General features: G+C 64.7%; 21 protein-coding genes, 1 tRNA gene and 1 pseudogene. 6 read left to right on the top strand and 17 right to left on the bottom strand.

Annotated features, from left to right (window positions below):
* Positions 1-272 precede the first annotated feature (272 nt).
* Positions 273-1,496 carry an IS256 family transposase gene (locus tag ABD655_RS10570; protein WP_344713540.1) on the bottom strand — a complete coding sequence of 408 codons (1,224 nt, stop codon included), beginning with the start codon at positions 1,494-1,496 and terminating at the stop codon, positions 273-275.
* A gap of 146 nt (positions 1,497-1,642) precedes the next feature.
* Positions 1,643-2,275 carry a hypothetical protein gene (locus ABD655_RS10575; RefSeq protein WP_344713808.1) on the bottom strand — a complete coding sequence of 211 codons (633 nt, stop codon included), beginning with the start codon at positions 2,273-2,275 and terminating at the stop codon, positions 1,643-1,645.
* 121 nt (positions 2,276-2,396) lie between these two features.
* Here ABD655_RS10575 and ABD655_RS10580 point away from each other — a divergent pair, with 121 nt between their 5' ends.
* Positions 2,397-2,576, top strand: coding sequence for a helix-turn-helix domain-containing protein (locus tag ABD655_RS10580; RefSeq protein ID WP_344713810.1), 180 nt, complete (start codon positions 2,397-2,399; stop codon positions 2,574-2,576).
* 264 nt (positions 2,577-2,840) lie between these two features.
* Here ABD655_RS10580 and ABD655_RS10585 read toward each other — a convergent pair whose 3' ends face one another.
* The 6 genes from ABD655_RS10585 to ABD655_RS16980 form a co-directional block, all read right to left on the bottom strand.
* Complete coding sequence (locus tag ABD655_RS10585; RefSeq protein ID WP_344713811.1) at positions 2,841-5,462, bottom strand: AAA family ATPase; 2,622 nt, start codon at positions 5,460-5,462, stop codon at positions 2,841-2,843.
* A gap of 691 nt (positions 5,463-6,153) precedes the next feature.
* Positions 6,154-6,963, bottom strand: a complete 810-nt coding sequence (locus ABD655_RS10590) for an AAA family ATPase (protein ID WP_344713813.1) — start codon at positions 6,961-6,963, stop codon at positions 6,154-6,156.
* A complete protein-coding gene (locus ABD655_RS10595) occupies positions 6,963-8,348 on the bottom strand; it encodes a Mu transposase C-terminal domain-containing protein (protein ID WP_344713815.1) in 1,386 nt (461 codons plus the stop codon). Before ABD655_RS10595 ends, ABD655_RS10590 begins: the two co-directional genes overlap by 1 nt.
* 7 nt (positions 8,349-8,355) lie before the next feature.
* Positions 8,356-8,952: a recombinase family protein gene (locus tag ABD655_RS10600; protein ID WP_344713817.1), complete on the bottom strand. Its 597-nt coding sequence runs from the start codon at positions 8,950-8,952 to the stop codon at positions 8,356-8,358.
* Positions 8,953-9,845: 893 nt separating this feature from the next.
* A complete protein-coding gene (locus ABD655_RS10605; protein WP_344713819.1) occupies positions 9,846-10,784 on the bottom strand; it encodes a cutinase family protein in 939 nt (312 codons plus the stop codon).
* A gap of 936 nt (positions 10,785-11,720) precedes the next feature.
* Positions 11,721-11,942, bottom strand: coding sequence for a helix-turn-helix domain-containing protein (locus ABD655_RS16980; protein ID WP_378721203.1), 222 nt, complete (start codon positions 11,940-11,942; stop codon positions 11,721-11,723).
* A 1,237-nt stretch (positions 11,943-13,179) separates the two neighbouring features.
* On the opposite strand from ABD655_RS16980, the pseudogene ABD655_RS10610 reads away from it, so the two are divergent.
* Positions 13,180-13,497, top strand: a pseudogene (locus ABD655_RS10610) (DUF3566 domain-containing protein); the annotation flags it as partial.
* Between the two features lie 33 nt (positions 13,498-13,530).
* On the opposite strand, the gene ABD655_RS10615 reads toward ABD655_RS10610, so the two are convergent.
* The 4 genes from ABD655_RS10615 to ABD655_RS10630 form a co-directional block, all read right to left on the bottom strand.
* The gene (locus ABD655_RS10615) at positions 13,531-13,737 is read right to left on the bottom strand and encodes a hypothetical protein (RefSeq protein ID WP_344713822.1); all 207 of its coding nucleotides are present in this window, start codon (positions 13,735-13,737) and stop codon (positions 13,531-13,533) included.
* 378 nt (positions 13,738-14,115) lie between these two features.
* Positions 14,116-14,571 (bottom strand): hypothetical protein, encoded by a 456-nt coding sequence (locus tag ABD655_RS10620; RefSeq protein ID WP_344713823.1) that lies wholly within the window; start codon positions 14,569-14,571, stop codon positions 14,116-14,118.
* Entirely contained in the window at positions 14,568-15,578 is a 1,011-nt protein-coding gene (locus ABD655_RS10625) for a hypothetical protein (RefSeq protein ID WP_344713825.1), read from the bottom strand. Before ABD655_RS10625 ends, ABD655_RS10620 begins: the two co-directional genes overlap by 4 nt.
* Positions 15,562-16,092 (bottom strand): RNA polymerase sigma factor, encoded by a 531-nt coding sequence (locus ABD655_RS10630; protein WP_344713828.1) that lies wholly within the window; start codon positions 16,090-16,092, stop codon positions 15,562-15,564. The genes ABD655_RS10625 and ABD655_RS10630 overlap by 17 nt, the downstream gene beginning before the upstream one ends.
* A gap of 1,020 nt (positions 16,093-17,112) precedes the next feature.
* On the opposite strand from ABD655_RS10630, the gene ABD655_RS10635 reads away from it, so the two are divergent.
* The 3 genes from ABD655_RS10635 (at position 17,113) to ABD655_RS10645 (ending at position 20,375) form a co-directional block, all read left to right on the top strand.
* Positions 17,113-17,532: a hypothetical protein gene (locus ABD655_RS10635; protein WP_344713830.1), complete on the top strand. Its 420-nt coding sequence runs from the start codon at positions 17,113-17,115 to the stop codon at positions 17,530-17,532.
* 570 nt (positions 17,533-18,102) lie between these two features.
* Complete coding sequence (locus ABD655_RS10640; RefSeq protein WP_344713832.1) at positions 18,103-18,576, top strand: hypothetical protein; 474 nt, start codon at positions 18,103-18,105, stop codon at positions 18,574-18,576.
* A 671-nt stretch (positions 18,577-19,247) separates the two neighbouring features.
* Positions 19,248-20,375 (top strand): tyrosine-type recombinase/integrase, encoded by a 1,128-nt coding sequence (locus ABD655_RS10645; RefSeq protein WP_344713834.1) that lies wholly within the window; start codon positions 19,248-19,250, stop codon positions 20,373-20,375.
* 257 nt (positions 20,376-20,632) lie between these two features.
* Here the strand turns inward: ABD655_RS10645 and ABD655_RS10650 are convergent.
* A tRNA-Glu gene (locus tag ABD655_RS10650) sits at positions 20,633-20,708 on the bottom strand.
* A 106-nt stretch (positions 20,709-20,814) separates the two neighbouring features.
* On the opposite strand from ABD655_RS10650, the gene ABD655_RS10655 reads away from it, so the two are divergent.
* Complete coding sequence (locus tag ABD655_RS10655; protein WP_344713836.1) at positions 20,815-21,453, top strand: MBL fold metallo-hydrolase; 639 nt, start codon at positions 20,815-20,817, stop codon at positions 21,451-21,453.
* A 107-nt stretch (positions 21,454-21,560) separates the two neighbouring features.
* Here the strand turns inward: ABD655_RS10655 and ABD655_RS10660 are convergent, their stop codons facing one another.
* From ABD655_RS10660 to ABD655_RS10675, 4 genes are all read right to left on the bottom strand, one after another.
* Positions 21,561-21,830 (bottom strand): HPr family phosphocarrier protein, encoded by a 270-nt coding sequence (locus tag ABD655_RS10660; protein ID WP_344713838.1) that lies wholly within the window; start codon positions 21,828-21,830, stop codon positions 21,561-21,563.
* Positions 21,831-21,898: 68 nt separating this feature from the next.
* Complete coding sequence (locus ABD655_RS10665; RefSeq protein WP_344713840.1) at positions 21,899-23,971, bottom strand: PTS fructose transporter subunit IIABC; 2,073 nt, start codon at positions 23,969-23,971, stop codon at positions 21,899-21,901.
* A 47-nt stretch (positions 23,972-24,018) separates the two neighbouring features.
* Positions 24,019-25,014: a 1-phosphofructokinase family hexose kinase gene (locus ABD655_RS10670; protein WP_344713841.1), complete on the bottom strand. Its 996-nt coding sequence runs from the start codon at positions 25,012-25,014 to the stop codon at positions 24,019-24,021.
* Complete coding sequence (locus ABD655_RS10675) at positions 25,011-25,796, bottom strand: DeoR/GlpR family DNA-binding transcription regulator (RefSeq protein WP_344713843.1); 786 nt, start codon at positions 25,794-25,796, stop codon at positions 25,011-25,013. Before ABD655_RS10675 ends, ABD655_RS10670 begins: the two co-directional genes overlap by 4 nt.
* Positions 25,797-25,831: the final 35 nt, after the last annotated feature.

Here is a 25,831-nt window from a genome sequence, read left to right on the forward strand (position 1 = left end):
TGACCCCAGCGGGATTCGAACCCGCGTTACCGCCGTGAGAGGGCGTTTTCGGGCCAAATCGGCAGGTTCTTGCGGCCGAGAATCCTTGTCTTTAGCGGTTCTTTGCACCTACGTATCGACGCCTGTCGTTTTGGAATGTGGGCAAAATGTGGGCAAACGGTAAATTACCGCCCCATCTCGGTGACCTCTGGGATGTCACACGACGCTCGAGGAGGGTGGCGTCCCTCTGAGTGGTGGAGTTTCTCGACACCGTGCGAGTTCAGCTGTTGTGATTATGCCGCAGCGAGTTCTGGGATTGCGACCTCCTCTTCGGTGACGTCGAGGAGCTTCATGGAGTGCTCGCTGAAGTAGCGGCGGTCGGCGCCGTCCCATTCGTCGTGCTGTTCGATCAGGACGTGCCCTGCCAGGCGCAGCAGCGCGGCCGGGTTGGGGAACGTGCCGACGACGTCGGTGCGACGCTTGATCTCCTTGTTCACCCGCTCCAGCGGATTGGTGGACCAGATCTGCCGCCAGTGCGCGTAGGGGAACGCCGCGAACGCGAGGAGGTCGTCGCGGGCGTCTTCGAGCATCTCGGCGACCTTCGGGTGGGAGCGGCCGAGCATCCGCACGACTTCGTCGAACTGGGCGTGGACGTGCTTCTTGTCGGGTTGCGCGAAGATCGTGCGGATGATCGATGCGACCATCGGTCCGGCGGTCTTCTGCACGTTGGCGAGCACGTTGCGCATGAAGTGAACCCGGCATCGCTGCCAGCTGGAGCCTTGGAATACGGTCTCGATCGCGGCGATCAGGCCGGTGTGAGCATCGGAGATGACCAGCTTCACCCCGTCCAGCCCGCGCGCTTTCAACGAGCGCAGGAACGTGGTCCAGAACGGCTGCGACTCGGTGTCGCCGACCTCGAAACCGAGCACTTCCCGACGCCCGTCCGCGGCGACGCCGACCGCGACGACGACCGCTTGGGAGACGACCCGCCGGCCGACGCGGGCCTTGCAGTAGGTCGCGTCGAGGAACACGTACGGGTAGCCGGTGTCCGCGAGCGGCCGGTCCCGGAACGCGGCGACGTCCTCGTCGAGGTTCGCGCAGATCCGCGACACCTCCGACTTCGAGATCCCCGTGTCGGCGCCCAGCGCTTTGACCAGGTCGTCGACCTTGCGGGTGCTCACGCCGTGGACGTACGCCTCCATCACGACCGCGAACAAGGCTTGATCGACCCGTCGGCGGCGTTCCAGCAGTGACGGGAAGAAGGTCCCCGCCCGCAGCTTCGGGATCCGCAGATCGAGTTCACCGGCGGTGGTGAGCAACGGTCGGGGTCGGGTGCCGTTGCGTTGAGCGACCCGTGCGCCGGACCGCTCGTACGGGGCGGCGCCGATGAACGCGGCCGCTTCCGCGTCGATCAGCTCCTGGTAGAGCGTCTCGGTCGCTGTCCGGATCCGGTCGGTGACGTCGGTGAGTTTCAGTTCCCCGAGGAGCTCGAGGAGGGCAGACTGGTCTAGAGCCATCGTGCGTTGTGTCTTTCTGTGAGTGACTTTGATCGGTTCTCACTGACCATCGCACGATGGCTCACCAACGTCTACGACGTCGACACCACCGCCGAGAACTACACCACTCCAGGGGACGTCACCCTCGAGGAGCGCGCCACCTGGAATCATCGGCCGATTGATGGCCCGCTGGGTCTGGAGGGTCCGGTGTGCGGCCGGCTGGGGTCGTACGGTCCGAACCCGGGGAAGTACGGGTCGACGGCTGGTGCTCGCCGGGGCTCCTGAATTCGGACCTCCGGCGCGAGACCGACATCGCGCGCGCGACTCATGAAGCGGGTCGCAGTGCTCTGACTGATCTTCAGAGTGTCGGAGACGAGCTTGAGCGGTGGGTAGCTGAGAGCCGTTGCGACACGGTAGATCGCGATCGCGTCGAGGATGGAGTCTCTTTGCTCACGTCCTTCTCGAGCAAGCTGGCGAGCGAGGAACACCCGGGCTCCGATGGGTTGGCTCTCACCCACATCGACCGTGACGACATCGAGTGCTGAGTTCGTCATGATCCAGTGCGTGCGAACTTCGCGCAGCACCTGGCTCGTGATGTCGACTCCTCCCCCCTCGCGCTCGAGGGCGGCGAACGCGACGGCGGAGCGACCGAGCGCGGCATCCCACTCCACGCGTACCGTGATCGTGCCGGGCACATCCTGCTCACCCGATACCCGCGCGTGCCACGATCTCGGCACGCTCACTCCGCTCCCGAGATCGATGCGCTCGTCGCTGATGTCGTACGTCTGCAGCTCCGCCATAGCACCCACTATTCCACTCCGCCGGAGATTTTACGAAGATGACTGTCGATCTTGGCTCACACCTGTGGTACTTTGCATCGAAGGGAGACTGACGCTGTTGGCTCAAGTGTGAGGAAAGGCTATGAATCGCTCATCGGACTGTCTGGCTCTGACGATGAAGGATGCCGCAAAGCTCGTCGGCGTCGACTACCGCACGATCAAGTTGGGCATGGAGAACGGGACGATTCCGTCGGTCGAACTGGGGCCGCGGCGGATGATCCCCCGAGCCGCACTGCTGCGCGTGTTCGGAGTCGAAACCTGATCACTGACGGTGCGGCGCGCCAAGACCATCTGGACCTCGGGATGTCATCGTTTGGTTGACGCGCGAGCGGCCATCGGCAACACGTCCTCGGGACGTCGCGACAGGCAGCGCATCGAAAGTACTCCGGGCGGATCGGCTGAGCCAATAGTCACGTCGTACGCGGTCGCTCGCGGAGCCCGACGCATCCGCACTGGTTCTCAGCGCTCCCGGCCTCATGAGGCCCCGCCGGGCCGCCCGACGGGATACTCCGCATCACCGCCTCGATCAGAGCGACAGCCCGCCGCGCGAGGCCGATGAGTGCGGGGCGACCCAAGGTCCGGTCGCCTGAAGCGCCCGCGAGCGTGCGGCTCGCCGCAGCTCGGCGTCCGCCGCGCGCATCGCGTCCTGGATCGTCAGCTCCGTCGTTCCGCGCATCATCGTCGCGCCGATGTTGCCGATCGCATCCTGGTCGGTACGCGCGATCGTGATGGCCACGTTCTGGTGCCGGCCACGGGTCAGTCCAACGTAGAGGCCGGCCGCGTCGACGTCCGATCCCACCACGGCGGCATCCGTGGTCTCCCCTTGAATGCCGTGCACGGTCGACGCGTAGGCCAGTTGCAGATGGTCGAGCGCGTAGTCGCGGCTGACGCGACGGATCTCACCGCTGTCACTGACCGAGGTGAGGTCAATGCTCTCGTCCCAGATGTTGCGCACCACCCATTGCGCACGGTTCTCGACTCCGGTGCGCGGATCGTTGCGGCGGGTCTGCACTCTGTCGCCGACGAGGATGCGCTGCTCCCCCATTCCCAGCGCGAGAGTCGTGGGGTCCAGCTCGCCGTCATCGACGCGTCGTTGCTGGACGGCGTCGTTGATCGCGTCCGCCTCATCATTGGTACCGGCGACCAGTGCAACTCGTTTGCCGCTTGCGTGCAAATCGAAGTAGGCGGCGACCATTGCGTCGCGCGCTTCCTCTGTGCTGGCGACCCGTTGCACGTGCCCGTGTTCGAGCAGCTCGCCCGCGACGTCCAGGGCGTCGTCGAGGTCGCGGGGGTTGCGGAGGCGCAGCGTGAGCGCGGCGTACTCGGGATCGCTGAACCGGTGCACGGTGTCGAGTTCGACGGATGCTGTCGCGTAGCGGACCGCCGTTGCCATCGCCCCTGCGTGCCCGACCGGGAGAGCCTGGTGCGGGTCCCCTACCATCGCGACGCCGACGCCGTGCTCGAGAGTGAGATCGACAAGCGCGACCGCGGTCTGGAGGTCGACCATGCCGGCCTCGTCCACGACGATCCGATCGCCCCGCCGGAGGACGAACTTGGCCGGGCCGTCGTAAACGATCCCCGTCGTCGGATCCGCCTCGCCGCGCGACAGACGCGTCCACACTTGCGCTCCGGCCGGGTCGGTGGCCCACCGGTACCCGTGGTCCGCCAGCAGCGCGTGCAGGCTCGACGCCGCGGCACCGACCTCGCGAGACGCGACCGAGGCGGCCTTCCGGGTCGGCGCTACCACCAGCATCCGTCGCCCTTGTCCTACCAGTCCCGCGTGTGCGACGCGCAACATGGTGGTCTTCCCTGCGCCGGCCGGGCCGGTGATCGCCACGAGCCCACCCGTCCCCGCGATCGCACCCGCCGCGGCGAGTTGCGAAGCATCCAGGGTCTCGATGTCCTCGATGGCTACTGCCGCTCGACGTAGCTCGCTCGGCAGGAGTGCGCGGCCGGGCGAGGCGAGAGCATCGAGGCGCCCTGCGAGGCGGACTTTCAAGCGCATCGTATCGGTCGCCATGAACCCCTTCACATGACCGGGAATGCTGGCATCTGCCACCAGATGCACGCACTTGCGATGCGCTCGATCGGTGATCTCATCGATCGTCGCGGTGAGCGCGTCGCGCGGCGCGATCACGCCGCTGCGCGAGAGAGCGCGCATGGCGCCGGCGCGCAGATCGAACGAGCCGAACCGACCCCCGGAACGGGTGGACCGCGTGTCCGCATCGACGACCGCGGCATCCGACAGCAGATCCAGGTCCAGAGCCTCCACAGGTGTCGCGACGTGGACGACCGGGGACCGATAGCCGGTGAGCCCAGGATCGATACTCTCGAGCTCGTCGCGGACGGCCTCTTCCCAGGACTGCTCGTCCAGGTGGGCCGGCTTGTTCGGGCGCGACATCGCCCATGCGCGACGGTCGATCTGCGTCACGACGCGGATGCTGGGGCTCGCACCATTGTGCTCGACCGTCCACTCGGCAGCCAACCTCGCTCGGTTCCGCTCGATCTGCGCCGACCGTCGCGAGAAGGGCCGTACTGCTCCGGCGAGCTGCGCCACCTCCCCGTCGTCATCGAGAGTGAATCCATGGCGCGCGAGGGCGGCCATCCACTGCGGGTCGGTGCGAGCAGCGAGATCGCCTTCGGCATTGATCACCGTGTGCAGCTTCATTGCGACGCGCGAGTCCACGTTCGACCACTTACCGTCCTCACCGAGGACCTTGACGTTCAACCACATGTGACGGTGAGCGTGCGGGTCCAGCGCCCGCGAGCGACGATGCTGCAGCTCCACGACCTCGATCAGGGTGATGTCCTCACGGATCAGCCCACCGTGCCCCCGCCGCGCGTTAAGCTCCCGCTGCCACGTGAGCAGGATCTGATCCCGCAACCGATCCTGCAACGCCTCGAACTCGGCCGCGAGTTCGGGATGCAGCAACGCGGCAATGCTGTACGACTTCGGGTGATTGAGCGTGCCGTCCAGCACGAGGTCGGCGTCGGCGGTCAGCCGTAGCCGACCCCGCTCCTCACCACTGACCGGGTCATGGCCCGTGAGCCACACACGCAGGCCGCCAGGCGATAGCTCGTCGGTGGAGATGCGGCCAAGGTCGACGATGAATCGCGCGACCGTCGAGCCAGATTCCAGACCGTACACTTCAAGCGCATCAGCACCGGACGAGTGCCGGAGGTGAGCGTCACATGTGCCCTCCAGGGCGTAAGCAATCGCGTGCCGCACCCCACGGGATTCGACACCCCTCTTCCACCGCTCAAGGCCACCTCGCATGCAGCCAGAGTAGGACCGGATTTGCCATTTGGCCAGGACTTTTTACCCGTTGCTGGTACATGCATCGGAATGCGCCTCAAGGTCGCCGATCAGACACCCACTTCGTTGGGTGCCTGCGTGCATTGCTTTCATCTCGTCGTTGGCAGGTGGGAGCTCGGACGACGGCGAAGGGTCTGAGTCGCGTCGCCGTCGTCGGCTAATGCGAGGACTCTCGGAGGTGCCCCTTGAGGTCTCCGGCTGCTCGCAAAACTGTCCGCCGGCCGCGCGTGGCGATCCGAAGTGCCGCCGCGGCACGATGTCCGAATGGGTGTCGCATAACTAACGATGCGTACGCGAATCTGGCTGATGGGTTACGAGACATAGTTGTGAGAATCGACTAGAGCCTCGACCCGGCTACGTAGCGGCTCGACAACCGAACAGACGTGAGACGCCTCGTATCTCTAGGGTTTCGAGACGTCTACGATGTCGCAGATAAGGCGACCGCGCGGTCAGGTTCAGCGGGCGGACTATCGGGTGTGGAGTTTGGTGCTTTGTGTCGGCGTTCTGTGATCGCTCGCTGTCGCTAGTCTCCGATGACGAGGATGCTCGCGGCTGCTTCGATGACGTCGTCTGTGATGGTTTCGAGCTGGTTGATTCTTAGCACTCGGGCGATCTGGGGGAAGAGTCGTTCGAGGAGCCGGAAGTTGCCGCGGGTGATGCGTTCGATCGCGGCGATGGCTTGCGCGTCGGTGAAGTCGTCGGGGTCGAGGATGCGGCCGAGGCGTTTCCAGTGCCGGTCCAGGACGAACAGCAGTTCTTCCCGGCCGAGTGCCCGGTAGCGGTGCGAGAATCCGAGTCGGCTGTAGAGCTGTGGGTAGTGCCGGAATCGCTGGTCGATGCCCGGCATGCCGATCAGGATGATCGCGAGTTGGTGGCGGTCGTGCTGATCGCGGAGGAGTTCGAGAGCAGTGGGGGTGAGGCGTTCGGCTTCGTCGATGATCAGCAGCTCGATCCACCTGGTCATGTCGACGGCGCGGGAACCGGTGACCTTGCCGATGTTGCGCTGGTGTTCGTCGACGCATATCCCGAGCCTCATCCGAAGGTGCTCGATCTCCCGCATGAGGTCTTTGTGTCTGGGAAGCACTTCAGGGGTGTAGAACACCGTGCGGGACCGGTTCGCGGCCGCGTAGTGGGTGGCGTCGTCTTCGGTGCGCGGACCCCACTCGGCGATGAAGGGGCCGAGGGTGTCCCAGTGGGCGTATCTGCGTGCCGACTGGGTCTTGCCGACCCCGGCGTCGCCATGGCAGATGCCGATCGTCTGTTCTTTGCGCACCGCGGTAGCGAACTCAGCGAACCGGCGGTGTTCCTTGGTGACGATGAAGTCCTTGGTCATCACTCATCCTCTTCGTAGGTCCGCAGCCGCGGGCGGCGCCGCGGCGGCGCCACGTCGCGGGGCTCCGCGCGGGCGGCGACGGTCGGGACGCGGTCGTTGATGGCGCGGCGCAGCTCTCGGCGACGCGCGCGGCGGGCGGCTTCGATGTCGCGGAGGCTGAGCCGGAGGTTGGGGTGTGCTTCGTCGACGGCGACGCAGATGAAGGTGTCATGGTCGTAGACCCGGATCTCGGAGACGTCGCGCGGGTCATAGCGGATTGTGATGGTGTGTCCGACGAATGGGGCAAGGGTGGGTGCGAGGTATCGCTGGCCTTGGAAGTGGATGCCGTCGCGCTGAACGGTGCGGTGCTTGGGGACGGTGAGCAGGAGCCCGTCGAGCTGTTCGAGGCTGTCGGGCATCCGGAGAAGCCAGCCGTCGGCGACCCATGCGTCCCGCGGGGAGGTACCGATCTCGCTGTGCGGCCGATCGTTGTATGTGCCGATGAAGTCGCCGATTTTGCGGTCAAGCGCGGGAAGATCGAGCACGGGCTGTGGCTTCCGGCTGCCCGGGCCGATGTGACCGGGGAGGGTGGCGAGCAGTTCGGTATTGATGGTGCCGAAGAACCGCTCGACCTTCCCGCGCCCTTGGGGCCGGCCGATGGTTGAGTGGATGATGCGGATGTGCAGTTCGACGGCGGTCCGCTCGAGGTGGTGGCTGGTGAAGTCGGAGCCGTGGTCGATGTACAGGATGTCGGGGATGCCGCACATTGCCCACGCCGGATCGGTCTTGCGCCAGATCGCCTGCCGCAGTGCGAGCGCCGTGTTCAGTGCGGACGGCGCGCCAGAAAATACGGTGTAGCCGCAGATGGCGCGGGCGTGGTCGTCGATCACGGTGGTCAGCCAGGGCCGGTCCGGTTTTCCGTCGCCGCCGACAATGAGGATGTCGAGTTCGGTGTGGTCGGCCTGCCAGATCTGGTTGGGGCGGTCGGCGCGTCGCCGGAACACGAGTTCGTGCCGATCCCGATACGAAGCCGGCCCTTCCAACGCGAGCGTGACGAGGGCCGGGTCCAGTGCCTGCACGATCTCCCGGACGGTCGAATAGCTTGGCGGTGCCGCGCCCCGCTGTTTCGTCTCCGCCCGGGTGAGCCGGTGCAGCGTTGCGAGGCTCGGGCGAGGCTTCGTCAACGCGAGTCGCTCGACGAATGCCACGGTCTCAGGCTCGGTGCGTCGTGTTCCGCTGTCGGCCCGCGGGTGCGGGTCAAGCGCCTTGATTCCACCGTCCCGGTAGAGCCGGTGCCAACGCTGCAGCGTGCGCGCGGCGATCCCGGTTTCGCGGGCGAGGGCCGCGAGCGGGACCTGATCCTCGACGTGCAATCGAAGGACCTGCCACCGCTGATCGCCGTCCATGACGCAGCTACATCGTGGGGCTCTCGCCGGTCGCGTGCGCCTGCTGATGGCGGTACAGCGTTGCGCGACTCCAGCCCACGAGGCGTGCCGCGGCTTCGGCGGTCCGACCCTTCGCGCGGGCGTCCGCCGCGATCGCAAGCTTCTCGGCGATCACGGCCGGATCAGACAACGGACGGCCGAAACGGGTCCCGTTCTGTCTCGCCGCGGCGATGCCGGCGTTGACTCGCTCCACGATCAGCTCGCGCTCGTACTCGGCCAGGGTGGCGAGCATATTCAGCATCAACCGCCCGGTGGATGTCGCCGGGTCAATGCCATCCGAGATGGAGCGGACATGCACGCCACGTTCGCGCAGCAGGTTCACGGTATGGAGAACGTCGATCAGTGATCGACCCAATCGATCCACGCGCCACACCACAACGGTGTCACCGGGCTCCGCGTACTCGAGGAGCTTCCTCATGCCTGGGCGTTCGACCGCAGTCTTACTCCCGGACGTGACGTCGGCGAACACGTCGCGCGTCTGGACGCCTGCCGCGACGAGAGCGTCGAGTTGCAGCTGCGCATCCTGACTCGAGGTGCTCACCCGTGTGTACCCAAGATGCCTCACATCCGACAGTCTGACTCAAAAAGCCTCTGCCAACACCCCACCGAGACGATTTACGGTAAGACAAGTTCTTGAGACACTTTGCACTCTGGCGCCCGGGTGACATCGACCCTTCCCTCGGGCATCGGTGTGCTGTCTCAGAAAGCTGTACTTATCCGAGACATCGGACTCGATCCCATCCATGCGGAAACCTAGCGGCAAGAGCAGTCGTCGGCTTTTGCCGGAGCACGCCGCACGGGGCCATGGCGCAGACAGACCATGTCCGATCTCGGCCCCGCCCTTGGTCGACCCACGGTCACGAGAGATCCGCTCATGCGCGGCAACCAGCGGGACGCCACCGCTTTCACACAGGGCGATGTCTACTCCCCGGCTTGCTGATTGGCGTCCGGCGCCGCCACAGAGGTGGGTCTTGAATCGTGAGGCCCTGCAACCGGTTGGTTCCAGCGGCCGCGTTCGCACGAAGGCTCGGTCCGGATGGTAACGCCCACCGTTCCGCAGCGCTCCGCGCCAGGAGGCTACCCTTGCGAGGGTCAGAGAACTCCTGCGCCGATTCTGAGTGTCACGTAGGCCGCTACGGTGATCAGAGCAGAGACGGCGACGCCAACGCCGAGCACTGGCCAAGGGTTACGCCCCCACGCAAGTGGCCGAGCGAACGCAAGAGCGGTTGTGACCGCCCACGTGACGATGAGCACGGGTTGAATGCCGTTCACCGCTATATCAGTGACGGTAAAGTTGCATGGCCGGTCTGTTCCGCACCCTGCCACCATGAGCCCATTCAGCTGGACAAAGGTCCACGCTACGGCCGATCCGAGCAGGTGGAGAATGACGCCCGGCAGCGCTCCGAGTACGTACCCGAAGCGCTGCCATCGGCCGTTCACGGGTTCTGCCACGAGCATCTACTGCAACTCATCCTCGAGAAGCTGTGTCATCTCTTCGATTTCTACGGCGTACTCGTCCGCATTGCTGGGCGTGATGAACGCGAGGTTGGGCAGTTCACCTGAGCCTGGGGCAGGAAGCGAGTACTCGGGTGCTTCCCCGTCATCTTCCGCACCACGACTCCAGATAATCAGCCTTTCCCCCAAGCTGTATCCTCCGAGGGTGGCTGCGCCACCCGTGTATGAGTTGTGAGCGGCGCCATCGAGAGCTTTGCCCGCTTGGCAGTATCCGTCCTGGGCGTAGCAGTTGTCTTCGATGAACTCTGTTCCGAACATCGAATTGATACTCGCGGTTGCCGCCTCGTTCGAGGCCGCTGATGAGAGAGCCGAGATGATCCCCTGGCCTGAGTATGTGCCCGAACTCCAAGATCTCCCAGGGGCGTAGAAGAGAGGGTTCCCGTACAGCTGAACGCTGCGAACCATGCTGCGAGCCTTCGCAGTGAGGTAGTCGTCGGCGTTCACCAACAAGTTGACAATTACGGCCGCGCCGAGAGAATGGTCCGTAAGAAGAATGGCCGGACCGTATGTGCAGTTGTTCGCATACCAGTTGATCTCGTTCGCGAGATTCTGAGCGCCGTTCCACACGTGAGAGGGAGTCACGCCGCCGGCGTCGTAGTTCAGGCTGATTTCGTAGGTGGGCCAGCTGAACTCTTCGTTGTACTTGTTTACTACCGCTTGGGGGACATCTCCGTACCCGCCCGCCGTCCAGCCGTATCCCCCGGCTGACGTACCGGTTCCACCCGGGGCTGTGAAGCCGCGAACGCCGATGAGTACGGCGAAATCACAGGGACCCCCATTCGCCGCGCTGGCGGGCGGCGCCGCAACCAAGGCCGACGCCACAACAGTAAGGGCTGCCAGAGTGCTGGCAGCTGCTCGGCGGATTCTTCTTTGAATCTTCATCTATACACTTTCAAATCTCACGGGGGGTTGAGATGCGCTACGCAAGCTCGGGCCGCTGCTCGGGCCGCTGCGCATTTGAATGATCTAGCAAGTTGATACTGAACTGTCACCGTCTTTCCTACGACTCTTGCAGGGCTTTACTACTCTCAAGGCTTGGGGTCCCGCGCGCGAACGGCAACCTCGGCTAGGCAGTTTTGTGAAGTTCAACAACCCACCCGCACACGGGACGAACCAGCATGAGGAGAAATGACTAGATCTCTGGAAATCTGGCAGCGATCGCCTATGATCGGCGCTGATTCGCAGTTCTGTTGGCACTGATCGCACCAAGTGGTCCCTCGGCTTTCTGTCGCTGAGGGGCTGCGGTTTTGGGAGCACGGGACGTGTTTAGGTTGCCCTGGAGGGTGCGGCTGACGCTGACAGAGCGAGCACGGTGATTACGACGATGACGGGAAACTAGCGACGTGGAGCTATCACAGAACGCCGCCAAGAATCGCCGATCTCCACAACTATCGGGGCATCAGAGCGATGAAGACCCTGCGGCGCTTCGATCAGGAGACCAGCCGCGCGATGACCGCCCCGCTTGCGAGCGTCACACCGGGTGTGTCGCTCCGGTCGGGATCTTGGACGTTCCAGATCCCGGTGAGGGTCGCAGTCGAGTCTTCGAGGCTGAGACGTCGGGGCCGACCTATGCCTGGTGGACCACCGCGACGCCTGCGGCGGCGAGTATCCCGAACGCCGCAGTCCACATCACGATGGCGACCTTCTGTTGTCTCGGCATCCCTGACCGTCTAGGTGGCGTGTGTGGGGACCAGGGTGGGCAGGTTGTCCAGGTCGGCTTGTAGGCCGGCGGACACGTCCAAGGTCAGTCCCGCAGAGGAGTTGGCCCGCTCGGCGAGGTCGCGCAAGGATCGGCCAATTCCCCCAGCTCATCAACTGTTACTCCCAGCGCCACACAGAGCGCACGAACGTTGCCAATGTTGGGTTGGCCGTTTTCTTGCTGAGGGTGCTTCGCTCGAGTCTGCTGTATGTGGATACAGCCAGATCCGCCGAGTGTGCCACCGATTCCTGCGACATCCCTCGGCGATCACGAACCCCCCGAAGCCACTGGGCGAGAGAAAAGGCGGCCGCTTCCTCGTCATCAACCGCATGTACGCGCATAATGCCGATGCTCGCATGCAGGTTGTCGAATGTCTGTAGGCAGAATGGGGGACAGCCCACCTGCGGCAAGTGCTGAACTTCGCGTCGCCGATTCGTCCATGCCTTGTCTGCAAGAGCAAGAGCACTTGTGATCTGGCTCACGTAATCGTTCCGCGATTTGGTCAGTTGAGGGTTCCAAGAACCTCACAACATCGATGAGAGTTATGCAGTCCATGCCCTTGAACTTCATTCCAAAGGATCAAATCCGAGTCAAATTCGAGTTCAAGTTCACGACGAGGAGAACTGAAATGCCAAAATCATTTCGAAAGATTATCGCTGGTGCAGCAACAGTTTTCGGTCTAGCGGCTGTTGTTGCTCTAGCGCCGACTGCGGCACATGCTGAAAGTAGCTTCCCAACCGGACAAATGGTTTGTCCGGTTGGTCAAGTAGTAGTCATGAATTTTACTTACACGAATATAACCGCACCGGCTTACATCTTCTGGGGCACCACCTCGTCAAACTGGCATGGTTCACCGAAGGCAGTCATGAGCACTCCGGGCACGCATGGGTACAACACCGGGCTCAACATGGCGTGGGGTGGAATACGCTACTCGGGCGACCTTACGTGGTGGAAAAGCTGTAGCAGCGCCGTACGCATTGCTCAGTAAAGACCAGAATTGCACCCGGGTGGAAGACGATACAGCGGCAGTTTCAGGGCTGGACCCGCGTTCCGAACCCGAGGTAGCCTGAGGCGAAGGACCGAGGGGTGGCGATATGGACAAGGAGAAATCGCTCTGGCTGAGGATAAAGCGAAAGTTTCGCCCCGAGCCAGAGAATTACGAGACTCGCGTGGCGCGGCCGGCAGACGGCCGCGAGCCCGGCCAGCAATACGGGTACGGCGTTACCGATCAGCGGCGCGACGGAGGATCCTTTGCTGCTGGTCCTTAATGACCACAGCGCGCCAGGCTGAAGAGGTCCAGCCACATGCCTCGCACTCCGTCACTAGGGCGGAGTCTGCAAATAGCGATCGGAGGGCGCGGCGCGGCCGGCGGGAACTACGGTGAACGGCCAGGAAGGCCCGAAACAGATAAGTCCTGCGCCGCGAAGCGGCGTCCTCAGTGGGTGTGCTCTTTCGCCGTGAGGGGAGCTCCCCCGCGACGAACGCTGGAGCGGTCAGCTACTCCCCTGCTGGAGTTGTCCGGGGTGGCAGCGCAGCGTTTAGGACGTCCCCGATCCGGCTGCGTTCGGCCGCGTCCACTTCTGGTCAGCCGTGAAGCTGGCATTTCTCGCCGCGATCGCAATCGCCGTGATCACCGTCGTGACTCTGGTGATGATCTATCTCGTCGTACGTTCGACAGGCCTCATCGCGCAAGCGGACGAATTCTCAGCGAGCTTCTCGGACGGCAGCATCCTGATCTCACAACTCGTCAGCCTCTCGCAGGTACTCGCCTTCTCCGCGACCCTCGCGATCCTCAACCTCGTCGCCATCACCGTGCTCGGCGCCGTCATAGCCGGCATCTACAACCTCGCCGTGAAAGTGACCGGCGGACTACTGGTCGGCTTCACATCCAACTGAAGCCATCAACCCGTTAGCCGCAATGCCATTCGGTTAGTCGTCGGGGTCTGGTGTCAAGATTCTGGTGTGGAGTGTCGCGGGATAGGTACGGCGGTCGATGTCGCGGCCCTTCGCGCGGTACTTCGAGATCGCGCGTTTGACCACTCGGCGGCGGGTGCGGACCCGCCGGGCGGGCATCAGATCGGCGAGCACCGCCGCGCCGATCCGTCCCACCAGATCAACGGTGACCTCCGCGATCATTCCCGCGGTCTGGCTCTGGTTGACGAGCGGAGCCCGATTTGTGATGTCTCAGGACATTAGTGACACTCGGGTGATCTCGCAGGGTTTGCGGTTGCCACGTATCGGACGCTGCTCGCTGGCCAGAGGGACTTGATGATGAGCGTGCCGCGGGTGTCGAAGACCACGAGGCTGTCGCGTTTGTGGAAGGCACAGAAGTCCTGCCCACGGCGGCTGCTGACGTCCAACCAAATCCAGTCGGCTTCGATCTTGCCTTTTGGATGGATGGTCTTGCTGTCGGATCGCTTCCTCGGGGCTAATTGGATGCTCGCCGGCGTAGAGATCCATCATCACGGGGCCGCGGCGGCTGAGCCCCGTGCCGTGTAGCACTCGCCGCCGAAGCTAACTGCATTGCACGTTGGTGACCGCTGACCACACGTTTGCCTGCCCGCCCGCGCCGGCGGTTGCGACGACCGTTGTGCCGTTGCGCGCTCGTAAAGTGCCGGAGGACCGTGCGTTCGCGATCGACCCGACAGAGGGTAGCGCGGCGGTGGAGTAGGTCGAACATGATGACCAGGACAGTTTGGATCCCGTGAGCGAGTACCCGCTGTACGCGCAGATGGCACCGGTGGCGCAGGAACCCACCGCGAAAGATGTGATTGCGAGGCTGGAGACCATTTCCATGCCTATCCTGGGCCAGGAAGCGGTGTGCTCACTGGTCGCGTACCCGTCGGGCACCTGTTCCAGCGCGTACGCGATCTCATGGTCGGGGGTGATCTCTCTGGCGTGCGCCGCTGGCGCAGAGAACACCACCGCGGCTGATACTACGCCGACGGCGAGCATGGTGAGCTTCTTCATTCGATGCTGTCCTTCCAGACGGTGTATGACACGACGGATCCTGCGGGAACACCGTCGAGCGGTGTGAGGCGGTTGGTCTCGATTCCGACGATGCGACCGGTGGTCGAGGAGATGAGCAGGGTGGCTTGCAGACCTGATCCTGCGGCGGCTTCCGCGGCCACGCCGACAACGTCACGACCAAGGCGGTCTGTCGTCCCTCCCAGAATCTCGACGTCATTGCGCTTGAGGATCATTCCCAGGAGGGCTGCGTGCTGGTCGTTGGTGAGCGTCCATAAAGTGAGAAGACGTTTGTACGTCTCTATCAGCGTGAATGCGTCAGCATCCGGCGCCAGCCCGATGTCGGTCAGATAGTTGAAAAGCTCGGCGGATGAGGGGCCGGGGAGCTCGGCATTAGGGACGTCGAATTCCCCGGCCGCGAACGTGACGTCGGTGAGTACTTCGCCTGGGGGCGGCGCTGCGGATGCGGGGACGGTGCCCATCGCCTCATCGGCCCAGTAAGGCTCACCGGTAACGACCGTGAGTTGACCGGATCGATCTTCCCACCAGGTCAGGTTTGTGACTTGCGGGCTGATCGCCACGCGAGTGTCTCCTTTCGGGAGATTGTCAACTTGGAGGTACCAGCCGGTGTAGTCAGCGGATCGACGTGGTGAGTCGAGTCCGGCCGAACCGGAGAGTCGTGTGATTGCCATGTCGAGAACCTGCTCGGCTGTCTGGGAGAGCGGGGAGTATTCGAGGGGTGGTGGAGTCATCGCGGTCGCGCGCGAGGGGCTGAAGAGGTTGGGGACGATCACGAATGCCATCACGACGCACGCGGCGATGACGGCAGAGGCGACCCCCGCGCCCCACCACTTCCGGCCCCCGATCCGGTTTGGGCTGACGTGATCGTCCCCGGTCTTGATGCGCTCGAGAAGAGCACGTTGAGGTGGCGTCAGGTCCGCGCCTGACGGCGTGCGGGCAGGGTCGATGCTCGACATCAGGGGAGCCAGCGGATCATCGTTGATGTCCATCAATACCCCCTTTCCGAGCGATCGGGTGGTCTGCTGAATCCTCGAGTGCGGCTCGTAGCTTCTTACGCGCCCTGCTGAGGGTCGCCCAAACAGAAGCGACCGAAGCGTCAATGACGACAGCGATATCTGACGCGGAGAGTCCCTCCCAATACGTCAGCATGATCACTTCCCGGTCGCGCGCGGCAAGCTTCAGAAGCGCCCGTTGCAACGCGATCCTGTCCAGCCAATCCAGCTCACCGTGCGCCTCCCCAGCCGCTCGTGCCAAAGCTTCCTCGATCGCCTGTCGTCGTGAGCTGGACCTGTAGTGGTCCACGACTTTGTTCGCGGCCACACGGTACAACCACGGCAACTCCACACCCTCCCCGACAGACCACCGGATCCATGCCGCCGCGAAGGTTTCCGCAGCGACGTCCTCCGCGAGAGAAGTAGTCGGCAGACGGCGTTCCGCATACCGGACGATCAGCGCGTAGTTCGCCGAGAAGACCTCGTCGAACGAATCCGGCTGACCATCCACGCGTGTAAGGGTTCCTAACCAAGTTCGGGTGTCTCGCCATGTCTATCGGAGCCACAGCCAGATCCTGACAATAAAAATCTGTCAGTCGTCGGCAGCGACTGTGCCTCTAGGCATCTCACATCGGAACGCGATATGACTTCGCGACATTCTGTCAGGATCTGTCCCCGCAGCCGATAGTCAGGATGAAAGCACGACCTGGCCGAGATTTGTACAACATCACCGGTCTGTCTGGCCCCCAAAGGGGAACAGACATCGCGCCTCGTTGGTACCTGCAATTTTGGCAGGATCACTCAAAGTTGAGTGTCCTGCCCTCGCCACAATCTGTTCAAGAGAAGAGGGAATTCAATGAAGAAAACCGCCAAGCGCGCAGCAATAGCTGTCGGCGTAGCACTGTTCTTGCTGACCTCGACGGCCGCCACCTCTGCGTACGCAACACCGGGGACCGACTACAACACGCCTGACGATGAGCCTGACCGCATCATTTACATCGATCAGCCGGTTCCACGCCCCGTCCGATGATGCGCCTGTGGCTTATGAGTGGTCCACTGCAGGGACCGAAGTCCGGATCACCGAAGGGAACGATTTCCCAGTCATCCCGGAGCCGGGCGAAACTGTCCAAATCGTCTATACGGATGCCGTGACCGAAGTGAGCACGGACTCGACGGACCCTGCGAGCAGGGTGGCCCTTTCCTGCACCAAGTCACTTACAGTGGACACGCCCTATAAGACAAGCTACCCCCAGTCGCGAGTGTCCGCCTGGGCTACAATCTCATCGGGATGCAGCCGTGGCGACACCATCACGCTCGGGCTTTATGACGGTTGGTACATGATCAGCAGCAATTCATGGAGTGCCGTAAACAACGGTTCCACCTTCGGTTCAGGGACCTCGGGACCCTGTAACTCCACCGCGAGCACGCCCTATAAGGGAATCGCAGCCTGGGGTACTGGTGGTTCGGTAACAGGACCAACCGCCAACTTGTCGTGCCGGTACTGAACTCGGATACTCCTGAGACTGAACAAATGACGCGATCAGACTTCGCCGTTGGGATCCCAATTGGACTTGTAGCCTTCTACGGGCTGAGCCTTGCGTCTGCTTTTTGGGTGGCGAGACTTGCTCCCCTGGACTACCTCTGGTCATTGCTGCTCACCGCCGCGATCTGCTGCGCCCTCGGGATCGTGGTCGGTCTACGCGCAGGCTCGCCGATTGTCGCGTCATCAGCAATGGTGATCCTTGTCGTGATGGGTCTCATACTGGGTTCGAACGCGAACCTTTTTGCCGCACCACTTCCCGCTGACTTCGTACAGCTCTTCCTGCATGGGGCTCGCAGCCCGCTCGTGATTGGTGCGACCGTTCTTATCGGCGCTGCCGGGATCGTTCGGGTCTTAACCGATATGCGCCAGCACGCGCAGAGGGCTCCGTCCACTCACTCAAAGAAGTAAGCACCGCGCCTACATCCAAGCGGAGCTGGACGGGGTCGCGGAAGTGTGGCCAGAATTCCTGAGCTGATCCCGTGCCCCGCTCAACGATCCGCTTGCGGGATCGCGGATTATCATGCGCGGGCTGGCCTTGCGCGGATTCCTTGTGCTTATCGTCAATTGGCTTGCTCCGGCAGCCGGCGGACGTGTCTCGTAACCTCGGTGCCTTGTATCCCATGGCATACGAAACAGCCGAGCTGCGAGACCACTGGAGGATCCATATGCGGGCGGCCAGGCTGAGTCGTCGTGCCCCGGAGCGTGAGCAGATCTCTACTCTCTTTGTAGCCAGCGTGAGAGTCTCGAGATATGCAGTTCGCTGGAGTGGTGCCAGAAGATGCCCCGGATCCGCGTGTCGAGTCAGTAGCGCGCGTACGCGCCCTTCCTTTCCCGGTTGTCGGTCTCGTCCCCCAGCCTTCGATTGCCGATCCCAGTGGGTTTGGGTTCCAGGAGACCAGTGGCACCTCCGGCCGCACCTCTGTCGCGGTATCCCGGAATTACACGCTCTGGCGCAACCCGGAGGACCATTCCGACCCCGTGAATCTCGCTGACCTCGACGAGCGCACCCGTGCGTCACTTGACACCGAGCCGCCGTGGCCGCGGCCGGCCTGGCTGATCGAAGCGGCGCAGCTGATGAGGTACCCGATGCTATGGGAAGCGGTCCGCACCAGCTGGAACCGCGACGCATCTGAGCGCGCCACGCTCGCGCAGCAGCTCGTGGACCACGCCAACCACGTCCTTCGCAATCGGTACCGCGAGCAGCTCGGTTTGGCGCCCGGACCCCACGACACCAGCAGTGACTGGATGATCACCACATCCGCCGTACGCGCAGGGGCAACCGCACGGCTCGACGGCGCCGAGATCGACGCGGTGGAGATTGACACCGACCCCTCCGTCTACGCAATCGGCTTCCCGCTCAGCGAAGACGTCGTCGTCACTGCCGTGCTGCCAAGGGACGAGCTGATCTACCTCGACCAATCGTTCACCACCGACACGCCTGAGCAGCGCTGACCGCGACTCGACGCCGAGGGTCGCACTTGTGGATCCGCTTGCGGATCATGCGGATTATCGTGCGCGGGCTGGCCTTGCGCGGGTTTCTTTGTGCTGATCGTCAGTTGGCCCGCTCGGGCAGGCGCCGGACGTGTCTCGTAGCCTCGGCGTCTCAAAACCCATGGCATACGAGACAGTGTTGCTTCCGGACGGCACGGCGAGTCGGCCGTTGGCAACAAGGCTTGGGACGAAGTTCGAGTCGCGAAGATGAGTGAGGGTGGAAGAGCCTTGGCGCGTCACCGTGGACTACCCCAGCTCGGCAGTCTGCCCCGAGCCGGCCGCCCTTGCCCATCAACCCGCTCGGCACGCGTGAGTGCTCGCGTCGTGGAATACGTCGGCGCGCAGCGTCGGCGCTATGCCGCGAAAGCGCGGGCACGGAAGCGGGGCAAGTGGGTACCCTCGAATGGCGCCGGCGAAATCAGCCAAGACGGCGCGGCACTGCGAATGCGAGTCCGCGTCCAGGCCGCAAAAAGTCCGCAGAATCCTTCGCGCACGCCCCTCAGGCCAGTCCCACAACAGCGGAAATACCGCGGAATCCCACGGATCTCACCTGCGGGCACCCACTGGCAAACCCCCGATGCAGTCCATCTAGAACTGCGGCGATGTCGCGCGCCCGGTCTACACTCCCGAGCATGGGCAGCATCTCCCCATACGATTCGGCGCAGGGGCGCCGGTACCGAGTGCGATACCGCAAGCCGGACCAGACGCAAACGGACAAGCGCGGCTTCCGAACGAAGCGTGAGGCAGAGCTTTTTCTGGCCTCAGTTGAATTGGACAAGGCTCGCGGCGGGTACATCGATCCGAGCAGGGCGCGCGTCACGATCGAGCAGTGGATGGACATCTGGCTCTCGTCGCGAACCGACGTGCGCGCGACCACCCGCGATCGCATCGAGGGGATCGTCACCAAGCATGTGAATCCGAAGCTGGGCCCCCTGCCGCTAGGCGACCTGACCCGACTGGGGGTCCAGCAATGGGCGTCGAAGCTTCCCGGTGAACCAGCCACCGTGCGAAAGATCGTCCTCGTCCTCTCTGGCGCTCTTCAGCTCGCTGTGGAGGATGGTCGTCTCTCTCATAACCCCGCCGCGACGCTGCGACTCGCAAGGACGGTACAGAAGCGCAAGCGGTACCTCAGCCATGCCGAGGTCGGAGCGCTTGCTCAAGCGGTCGGCCGACAACCGAACGGCGCGCAGTTGGGCTACGACATCCTCGTGCTCGTGCTGGCGTATTGCGGGCTCCGCTGGGGCGAGGCATCCGGGCTCCGCGTGAAGGACGTCGACCTGGAACGCAGCCGACTCAACATCGAAGTCACGGTCGTCATGGTGAAGGGCCACCAGCGGCAAGAAGCGCCGAAGGACTACGAACACCGGTCGATTCCCATTCCTGCTTTCCTCCGCCCGCACCTCGCTCGTCAGATCGCCGGCCGGTCCCCCAACTCACCGGTGTTCTACGGCCAGCGGACAGGGACGTGGTTGCGCAACGCTGTCTTTCGGCTCGGCTGGTTCAACGAGGCGGCCGTCAGTATCGGGTTGACGGGTCTGACCCCGCACGAGTTGCGCCACACGGCGGCGTCTCTGGCGATCTCCGCGGGTGCAAACGTCAAAGCGGTGCAGCGAATGCTCGGCCATGCCAAGGCCAGCGTTACTCTCGACGTGTACGCGGACCTGTTCGAGGAGGATCTCGATGCCGTCGCGATCTCGCTCAACGCGGCTGCACTCCTGACGGCTGTCGGCGAATTCTACGCTGTGTCCGAGAGCGACTAGACGAACCTCGCTTTGGGCCTCATCGCCCCGGCGAGCAGGGCCCGACAGCGTGCGATCGCCGTGCCTCGCGCCATCTGAAGGCGAGACGGAGTGATGGTCAAAAGCCTGCAAAAGCGCGCCCGAATCGGCGTTTCAAGCCGACCATCTGCAAGTAACGCCTCTAGTATCCGTGGGCAAACTGTGGGCAGATCGAATAATCAGCCACGATGACCTCCTCCAGAAATGACGAAAACCCCCGGATGACCGGGGGTTTTCGTTGGTGACCCCAGCGGGATTCGAACCCGCGTTACCGCCGTGAGAGGGCGGCGTACTAGGCCTCTATACGATGGGGCCGCACAGGACAACCGTATAAGTATGCCATGCGTCCGGCGCACCCAACAAATCCGAGCGGGGCCGTCAAGAACTTGCTCAGACCGCTCCCGCCCAGTTGACTCGGAGCATGCGAGTCACCAAGCACCTCCACGCCGCGCTCACCGTCCAGGACTCCGGGAAGACGCTGGTCATCGACCCCGGATCATACACAGACCCGCTCGTGGACGTGGGCGACGTCGTCGCGATCGTCCTCACGCACGAGCACGCCGACCACTGGACACCCGACCACCTCGACCGACTGCTGCGCAACGCGCCCGGCATCCCGATCCTCGCGCCCGAGGGTGTGGCAAAGGCCGCCGCGGGCTATGACATCACGGTCGTGAACCCGGGTGACACGGTGCACGTCGAGCCGTTCACGCTCAGGTTCTTCGGCGGACAGCACGCCGTCATCCATGAGACGGTCCCGGTGATCGACAACGTCGGCGTGCTCGTGAACGATCAGCTCTACTACCCGGGTGATTCCTACGCCGTGCCGAAGGGCGTGGATGTGCGGCTGCTCGCCGCACCGCTCGGTGCGCCGTGGCTGAAGATCGGCGAAGCGATGGACTTCGTGCTGGCCGTCGCCCCGCAGCAGGCATTCGGGACGCACGACATGACTCTCTCGGTCATCGGTCGCACCATGCACCGCGCCCGGCTGCGCTGGGCGACTGAGAAGAACGACGGCGAGTTCCTCGAGCTCGAATCGGGCGATTCGACGGATCTGTAGGAGCGAGGACGACGGATGCCGCGACCCGAGAGCCGCGGCATCCGTCGTATCGACGCGCTCAGCGCGTGAGCGAACTCAGTTCCCCGAATCCGCGCGCCGGGCGATCATCATTCCGCGTCGAGGTCGGTCTCGAGCAGCGTCACCAGTTCGTCCAGCGCCTGCTCCGATCCGTCGCCCTCGGCTTTGAGGGTCACGACTGTGCCGTGCGAGGCACCCAGGCCCATGAGCGAGAGGATGCTGCCCGCGTTCAGGTCCGCACCGCCCTCGACCGCGATGGTGACGGGGATCTTCTTCTCTTGGACGGCCTGCACGAAGAGCTTCGCGGGCCGCGCGTGCAAACCTGAGCTGCTCGCGATTGTTGCCTGACGTTCTGCCATGGGTATTCACCTTTCGTAGAAGACGGCTGACTCCAGCATTCCGCATCCGGCATGCCGGTGGGGCGTGCTCAGGCCGGAACGGCGGTTGCGACGGCGGACTCGGCCTCGGCCTCCCGCAACTCCTTCGGGGCGATGAAGCGCTTGAAGGCGACCACGAGGAACGCGGTGACCACCACTCCGGCCAGAAGCGCCACGAGGAACCCCCATATCGGGCTGATCGCGAAGAGAACGAAGATGCCTCCGTGCGGGGCGAGGGATTGCACACCGAACAGCATGCTCAGACCGCCGGTCACCGCGCCGCCGACCAGCGAGGCCGGGATCACCCGGAGCGGATCGGCCGCCGCGAAGGGGATCGCGCCCTCGGAGATGAAGGCCAGACCCAGCAGCCAGGCGGCTACGCCGTTCTCTCGCTCGACGGGGGTGAAGATGTTCCGCGCGAGCACGGTTGATGCGAGAGCCATCGCGAGCGGGGGGACCATTCCGGCCGTCATCACCGCCGCCATGATGAGATACGGCGTCGGGTTCTCGGCCGAGGCGGAGGCGAGGCCCGCGACGGCGAATGCGTAGGCGACCTTGTTGACCGGGCCACCGAGGTCGAAGCACATCATCAGACCCAGGATGACGCCGACGATGACGATTCCCGAGGTGCCCGCAAGGTCGGTGAGCCAGGTGTTGAGCCATTCCATGAGCGTCGCGATCGGGCGGCCGAGGAACAGGACCAGCAACCCTGAAGCGAAGATCGATGCGAGCAGTGGGATGATCACGACAGGCATGAGTCCGCGCAGCCAACGCGGCGCGGGAAGGCGTGCGAGCCACCAGGCCGCGAGGCCCGCGAGCAGTCCGCCGACGATGCCACCGATGAAGCCCGCATTCATCAACACTGCGACGGCACCGGCGACGAACCCCGGCGCGAGTCCCGGCCGGTCGGCGATCGCGAACGCGATGTACCCGGAGAGCGCGGCGACGAGGAAGCCCATCGAGGTCACACCGATCACGAACAGCATCGATCCGAGGTACTGCCCGAGGCCGCCGGCGGGCAGCGCCCACAGTGCGTTGTTGATGACCACATCGAATGCCTGGTCATCGGCGTTGACGTCCACGCCGCCGAGGAAGGGGAGGAAGCTCAACGCGATGAGCAGCCCACCACCGGCGACGAACGGGATCATGTAGCTGACACCGGTGAGCAGGATCCGCTGAATGCGTGCACCCCAGGAGAGCTGCGTCGCCGCGGTCGCCGTCGCGGCGGTCGCGGTGCCGCTCACGCGCGCGGCACTCGGATCGTTCGCCGCCGCGACCGCCTCGCGGATCATCTGGTCGGGCTGCTCGATGCCCCGCTTGACGCCGGAGCGGATGACGGGTTTGCCGGCGAAGCGCTGCGGTTCTCGCACGTCGACGTCGGTGGCGAAGATGACGGCGTCGGCATTGTCGATCACGTCACCGGACAGCGCTTGGTAGCCGCTGGAACCCTGTGGTTCGACGACGAGATCGATCCCGGCCTTCCGGCCGGCAGCGGTGAGCGCGTCGGCGGCCATGAACGTGTGGGCGATGCCGGTCGCGCACGCCGTCACTGCGACGATGCGGGCGGGGCGACCATCGACGCTGAGTGCATCGGCGACAGCATGCGCCGACGCTGTCTCCTCGGCCGGCGCGGCCGCGGCCGCAGTCGGTGCGGCCTCGGGCGCGGCATCCCCCTCGCCGATCGCGCTGCGCACGATCGCGACGACCTCGTCGGCGCTCGTGGCGGCGCGAAGACCGCTGGTGAACTCGTCCTGCATCAAGCTGCGGGCGAGCTTGGAGAGCACGGCCAGGTGAGCCTCTGCGGCACCCTCCGGTGCGGCGATGAGGAACACCAGGTCGGCGGGGCCGTCCGGTGCCCCGAAGTCGACACCGGGCGTCAGCCTGGCGAACGCGAGTGAGGGCACGGTGACGGCGGAGCTCTTGGCGTGCGGAATCGCGATGCCGCCGGGGAGCCCGGTCTCGTCCTTCTGCTCGCGCGCCCAGGCGTCCTGGAAGAGCGCTTCCGCGTCGGTGGCGCGGTCCTCCTGGGCGACGCGCGCCGCGAGGGATCGGATCACCGACGCCTTGTCGGCGCCGAGCGGGGTGTCGAGTGACACCAGCTCCGGGGTGATGGTCTGGGACACGATGACCTCCAATGGTCGGGAGTGCGGTGCAGTTGTGGCGGGGGCGGTCAGAGAGTGCGGACGACGACGGCGCCGGGCGGCAGGTCGTCCGGAGCGGCAGCCTGGGTGCCGGGCAGCGACGCCGCCGCGGCGCCGTAGCGGACGGCTCGACGCAGGCGGTCCGCGGGGTCGTCGCCGGCCGCATCGGAGAGGAGGTACCCGTCGACATCGGCGATGAGATACCCGGCGAGTGCGCTGTCGCCCGCGCCCACGGTGCTGACGACGCGGATGGGGGGCGGGGTGGCCTGCCAGGCACCGTCCGCGGTGACGAGCACTGCGCCCTCGGCCCCCAGGGTGATCAGGGCGGCAGCGACGCGCGAGGGCACGAGCGCGCGAGCGACCCGAAGCACGGCCGCGGCGAGGTCGGTCCCGTTCCCGAGCGCGACCCCGGCAAGCTCGGCCAGCTCTTCGTCGTTCGGCTTGATCAGATCCGGGGCTGCCTCATCCACGACCGCTCGCAGCGCGGCGCCCGAGGTGTCCACGGCGACACGTGGCGCATCCGTGCCCCACCGCTGGCGGACCGCCTGGATCACGTCGACGTAGAACCGGTCGTCGGCACCGGGAGGAAGCGACCCCGCGAGCACGAGCCAGGCGGCGCCTTCGCTCGCGGCGACCACAGCCGTGATCAGCGCACTCGCATCGCGCGGCGACAGGGCGGCACCGGGGAGGTTCAGCTTGGTGGTGATGCCGGCGGGGTCGGTGATCGTCACGTTGGCGCGCACATGCCCCTCGACCTCGACGGGTCGTGCGACGACCCCGCTCGCGCGCAGCACGACGGCGAAGGGGTCGTCGCCGGCCAGCGGCAGAACCGCGACGGCGTCGATCCCCGCCGCTGCGATCACCCGCGCGACGTTGATGCCCTTTCCTCCCGCGTCCTCGCGGGCGGATGCTGCGGCCTGCACCTCACCCGGACGCAGGGCGCCGCCCAAGGTGATCGTGCGGTCCAGCGAAGGGTTCGCGGTGAGGGTCACGATTCTGCCGCTGTTCGGCTCTCCCGCCCTCATGCGACCCACACCTCCACGTCCGCGTCGGCCAGTGCGGCGCCGAGATCGGCGTCGGGGGCGGCATCCGTCACCAGCACGTCGATCTCATCGAGTGCGGCGAAGCTCACGAGCAGCTCGCGCCCGAGCTTCTCGACGTCGGCGACGACGACGACCCGGCGCGCGGCCCGCACGATTGCGGACTTCACTGCGGCCTCATCCGGATCGGGAGTGCTCAGGCCGAATGCGGCGGAGATTCCGTTGGTGCCGAGGAAGGCGATATCAGGTCGCAGTCTCTCGATCGCGCGCACCGTGTCGGCGCCCACCGCGGCGGCGGTCGCCGTGCGCACGCGTCCGCCGATGACCGTGAGCGAGGACTCCGGCACGCCCGCGAGCGTGTTGGCGAGCGTCATGGCGTGGGTGACGACCTCGGCGTGGCCGCCGGCGGCGATCAGACGATCCGACAGCTGCGAAGCCACCGCCTGGGTGGTGGTTCCCGCGTCGAGGTAGAGCGATCCACGAAAACGGTCGCCGATCATCCCGAGCGCGCGACGGGCGATGGCCACCTTCGCCTCGCTGCGCCGATGCGAGCGTTCCGTGAGCGTCGGCTCGACGGTGCTCTCGCGATCCCGCGCGACAGCGCCGCCGTGAACGCGCCGCAGGGCCCCGAGGCGGTCCAGGTGGTCCAGATCACGACGCACGGTCTCGGTGGTCACCTCGAAGCGGCGGGCCAGTTCGACGACGCTGACGCGTCCTTCGTCGAGCAGCAGCCGCTCGATCAGGTCTTGCCGCTCCATCGCGTACACGCATTCCTCCTCGAATTTCCCACAGATTACAACAC

Origin of the sequence: Microbacterium terregens (assembly GCF_039534975.1) — a bacterium.
GTDB lineage: Bacteria > Actinomycetota > Actinomycetes > Actinomycetales > Microbacteriaceae > Microbacterium > Microbacterium terregens.

Bases quoted from the DNA above. Each gene is read 5' to 3' on its own strand.
- ABD655_RS10670 (WP_344713841.1), bottom strand. From the start codon at position 25,014: ATGAGGGCGGGAGAGCCGAACAGCGGCAGAATCGTGACCCTCACCGCG.
- ABD655_RS10605 (WP_344713819.1), bottom strand. From the start codon at position 10,784: ATGAAGATTCAAAGAAGAATCCGCCGAGCAGCTGCCAGCACTCTGGCA.
- ABD655_RS16980 (WP_378721203.1), bottom strand. From the start codon at position 11,942: ATGCGCGTACATGCGGTTGATGACGAGGAAGCGGCCGCCTTTTCTCTC.
- ABD655_RS10625 (WP_344713825.1), bottom strand. From the start codon at position 15,578: ATGGACATCAACGATGATCCGCTGGCTCCCCTGATGTCGAGCATCGAC.
- ABD655_RS10570 (WP_344713540.1), bottom strand. From the start codon at position 1,496: ATGGCTCTAGACCAGTCTGCCCTCCTCGAGCTCCTCGGGGAACTGAAA.
- ABD655_RS10620 (WP_344713823.1), bottom strand. From the start codon at position 14,571: ATGAAGAAGCTCACCATGCTCGCCGTCGGCGTAGTATCAGCCGCGGTG.
- ABD655_RS10575 (WP_344713808.1), bottom strand. From the start codon at position 2,275: ATGGCGGAGCTGCAGACGTACGACATCAGCGACGAGCGCATCGATCTC.
- ABD655_RS10595 (WP_344713815.1), bottom strand. From the start codon at position 8,348: ATGGACGGCGATCAGCGGTGGCAGGTCCTTCGATTGCACGTCGAGGAT.
- ABD655_RS10645 (WP_344713834.1), top strand. From the start codon at position 19,248: ATGGGCAGCATCTCCCCATACGATTCGGCGCAGGGGCGCCGGTACCGA.
- ABD655_RS10635 (WP_344713830.1), top strand. From the start codon at position 17,113: ATGACGCGATCAGACTTCGCCGTTGGGATCCCAATTGGACTTGTAGCC.
- ABD655_RS10615 (WP_344713822.1), bottom strand. From the start codon at position 13,737: ATGATCGCGGAGGTCACCGTTGATCTGGTGGGACGGATCGGCGCGGCG.
- ABD655_RS10660 (WP_344713838.1), bottom strand. From the start codon at position 21,830: ATGGCAGAACGTCAGGCAACAATCGCGAGCAGCTCAGGTTTGCACGCG.
- ABD655_RS10580 (WP_344713810.1), top strand. From the start codon at position 2,397: ATGAATCGCTCATCGGACTGTCTGGCTCTGACGATGAAGGATGCCGCA.
- ABD655_RS10655 (WP_344713836.1), top strand. From the start codon at position 20,815: ATGCGAGTCACCAAGCACCTCCACGCCGCGCTCACCGTCCAGGACTCC.
- ABD655_RS10590 (WP_344713813.1), bottom strand. From the start codon at position 6,963: ATGACCAAGGACTTCATCGTCACCAAGGAACACCGCCGGTTCGCTGAG.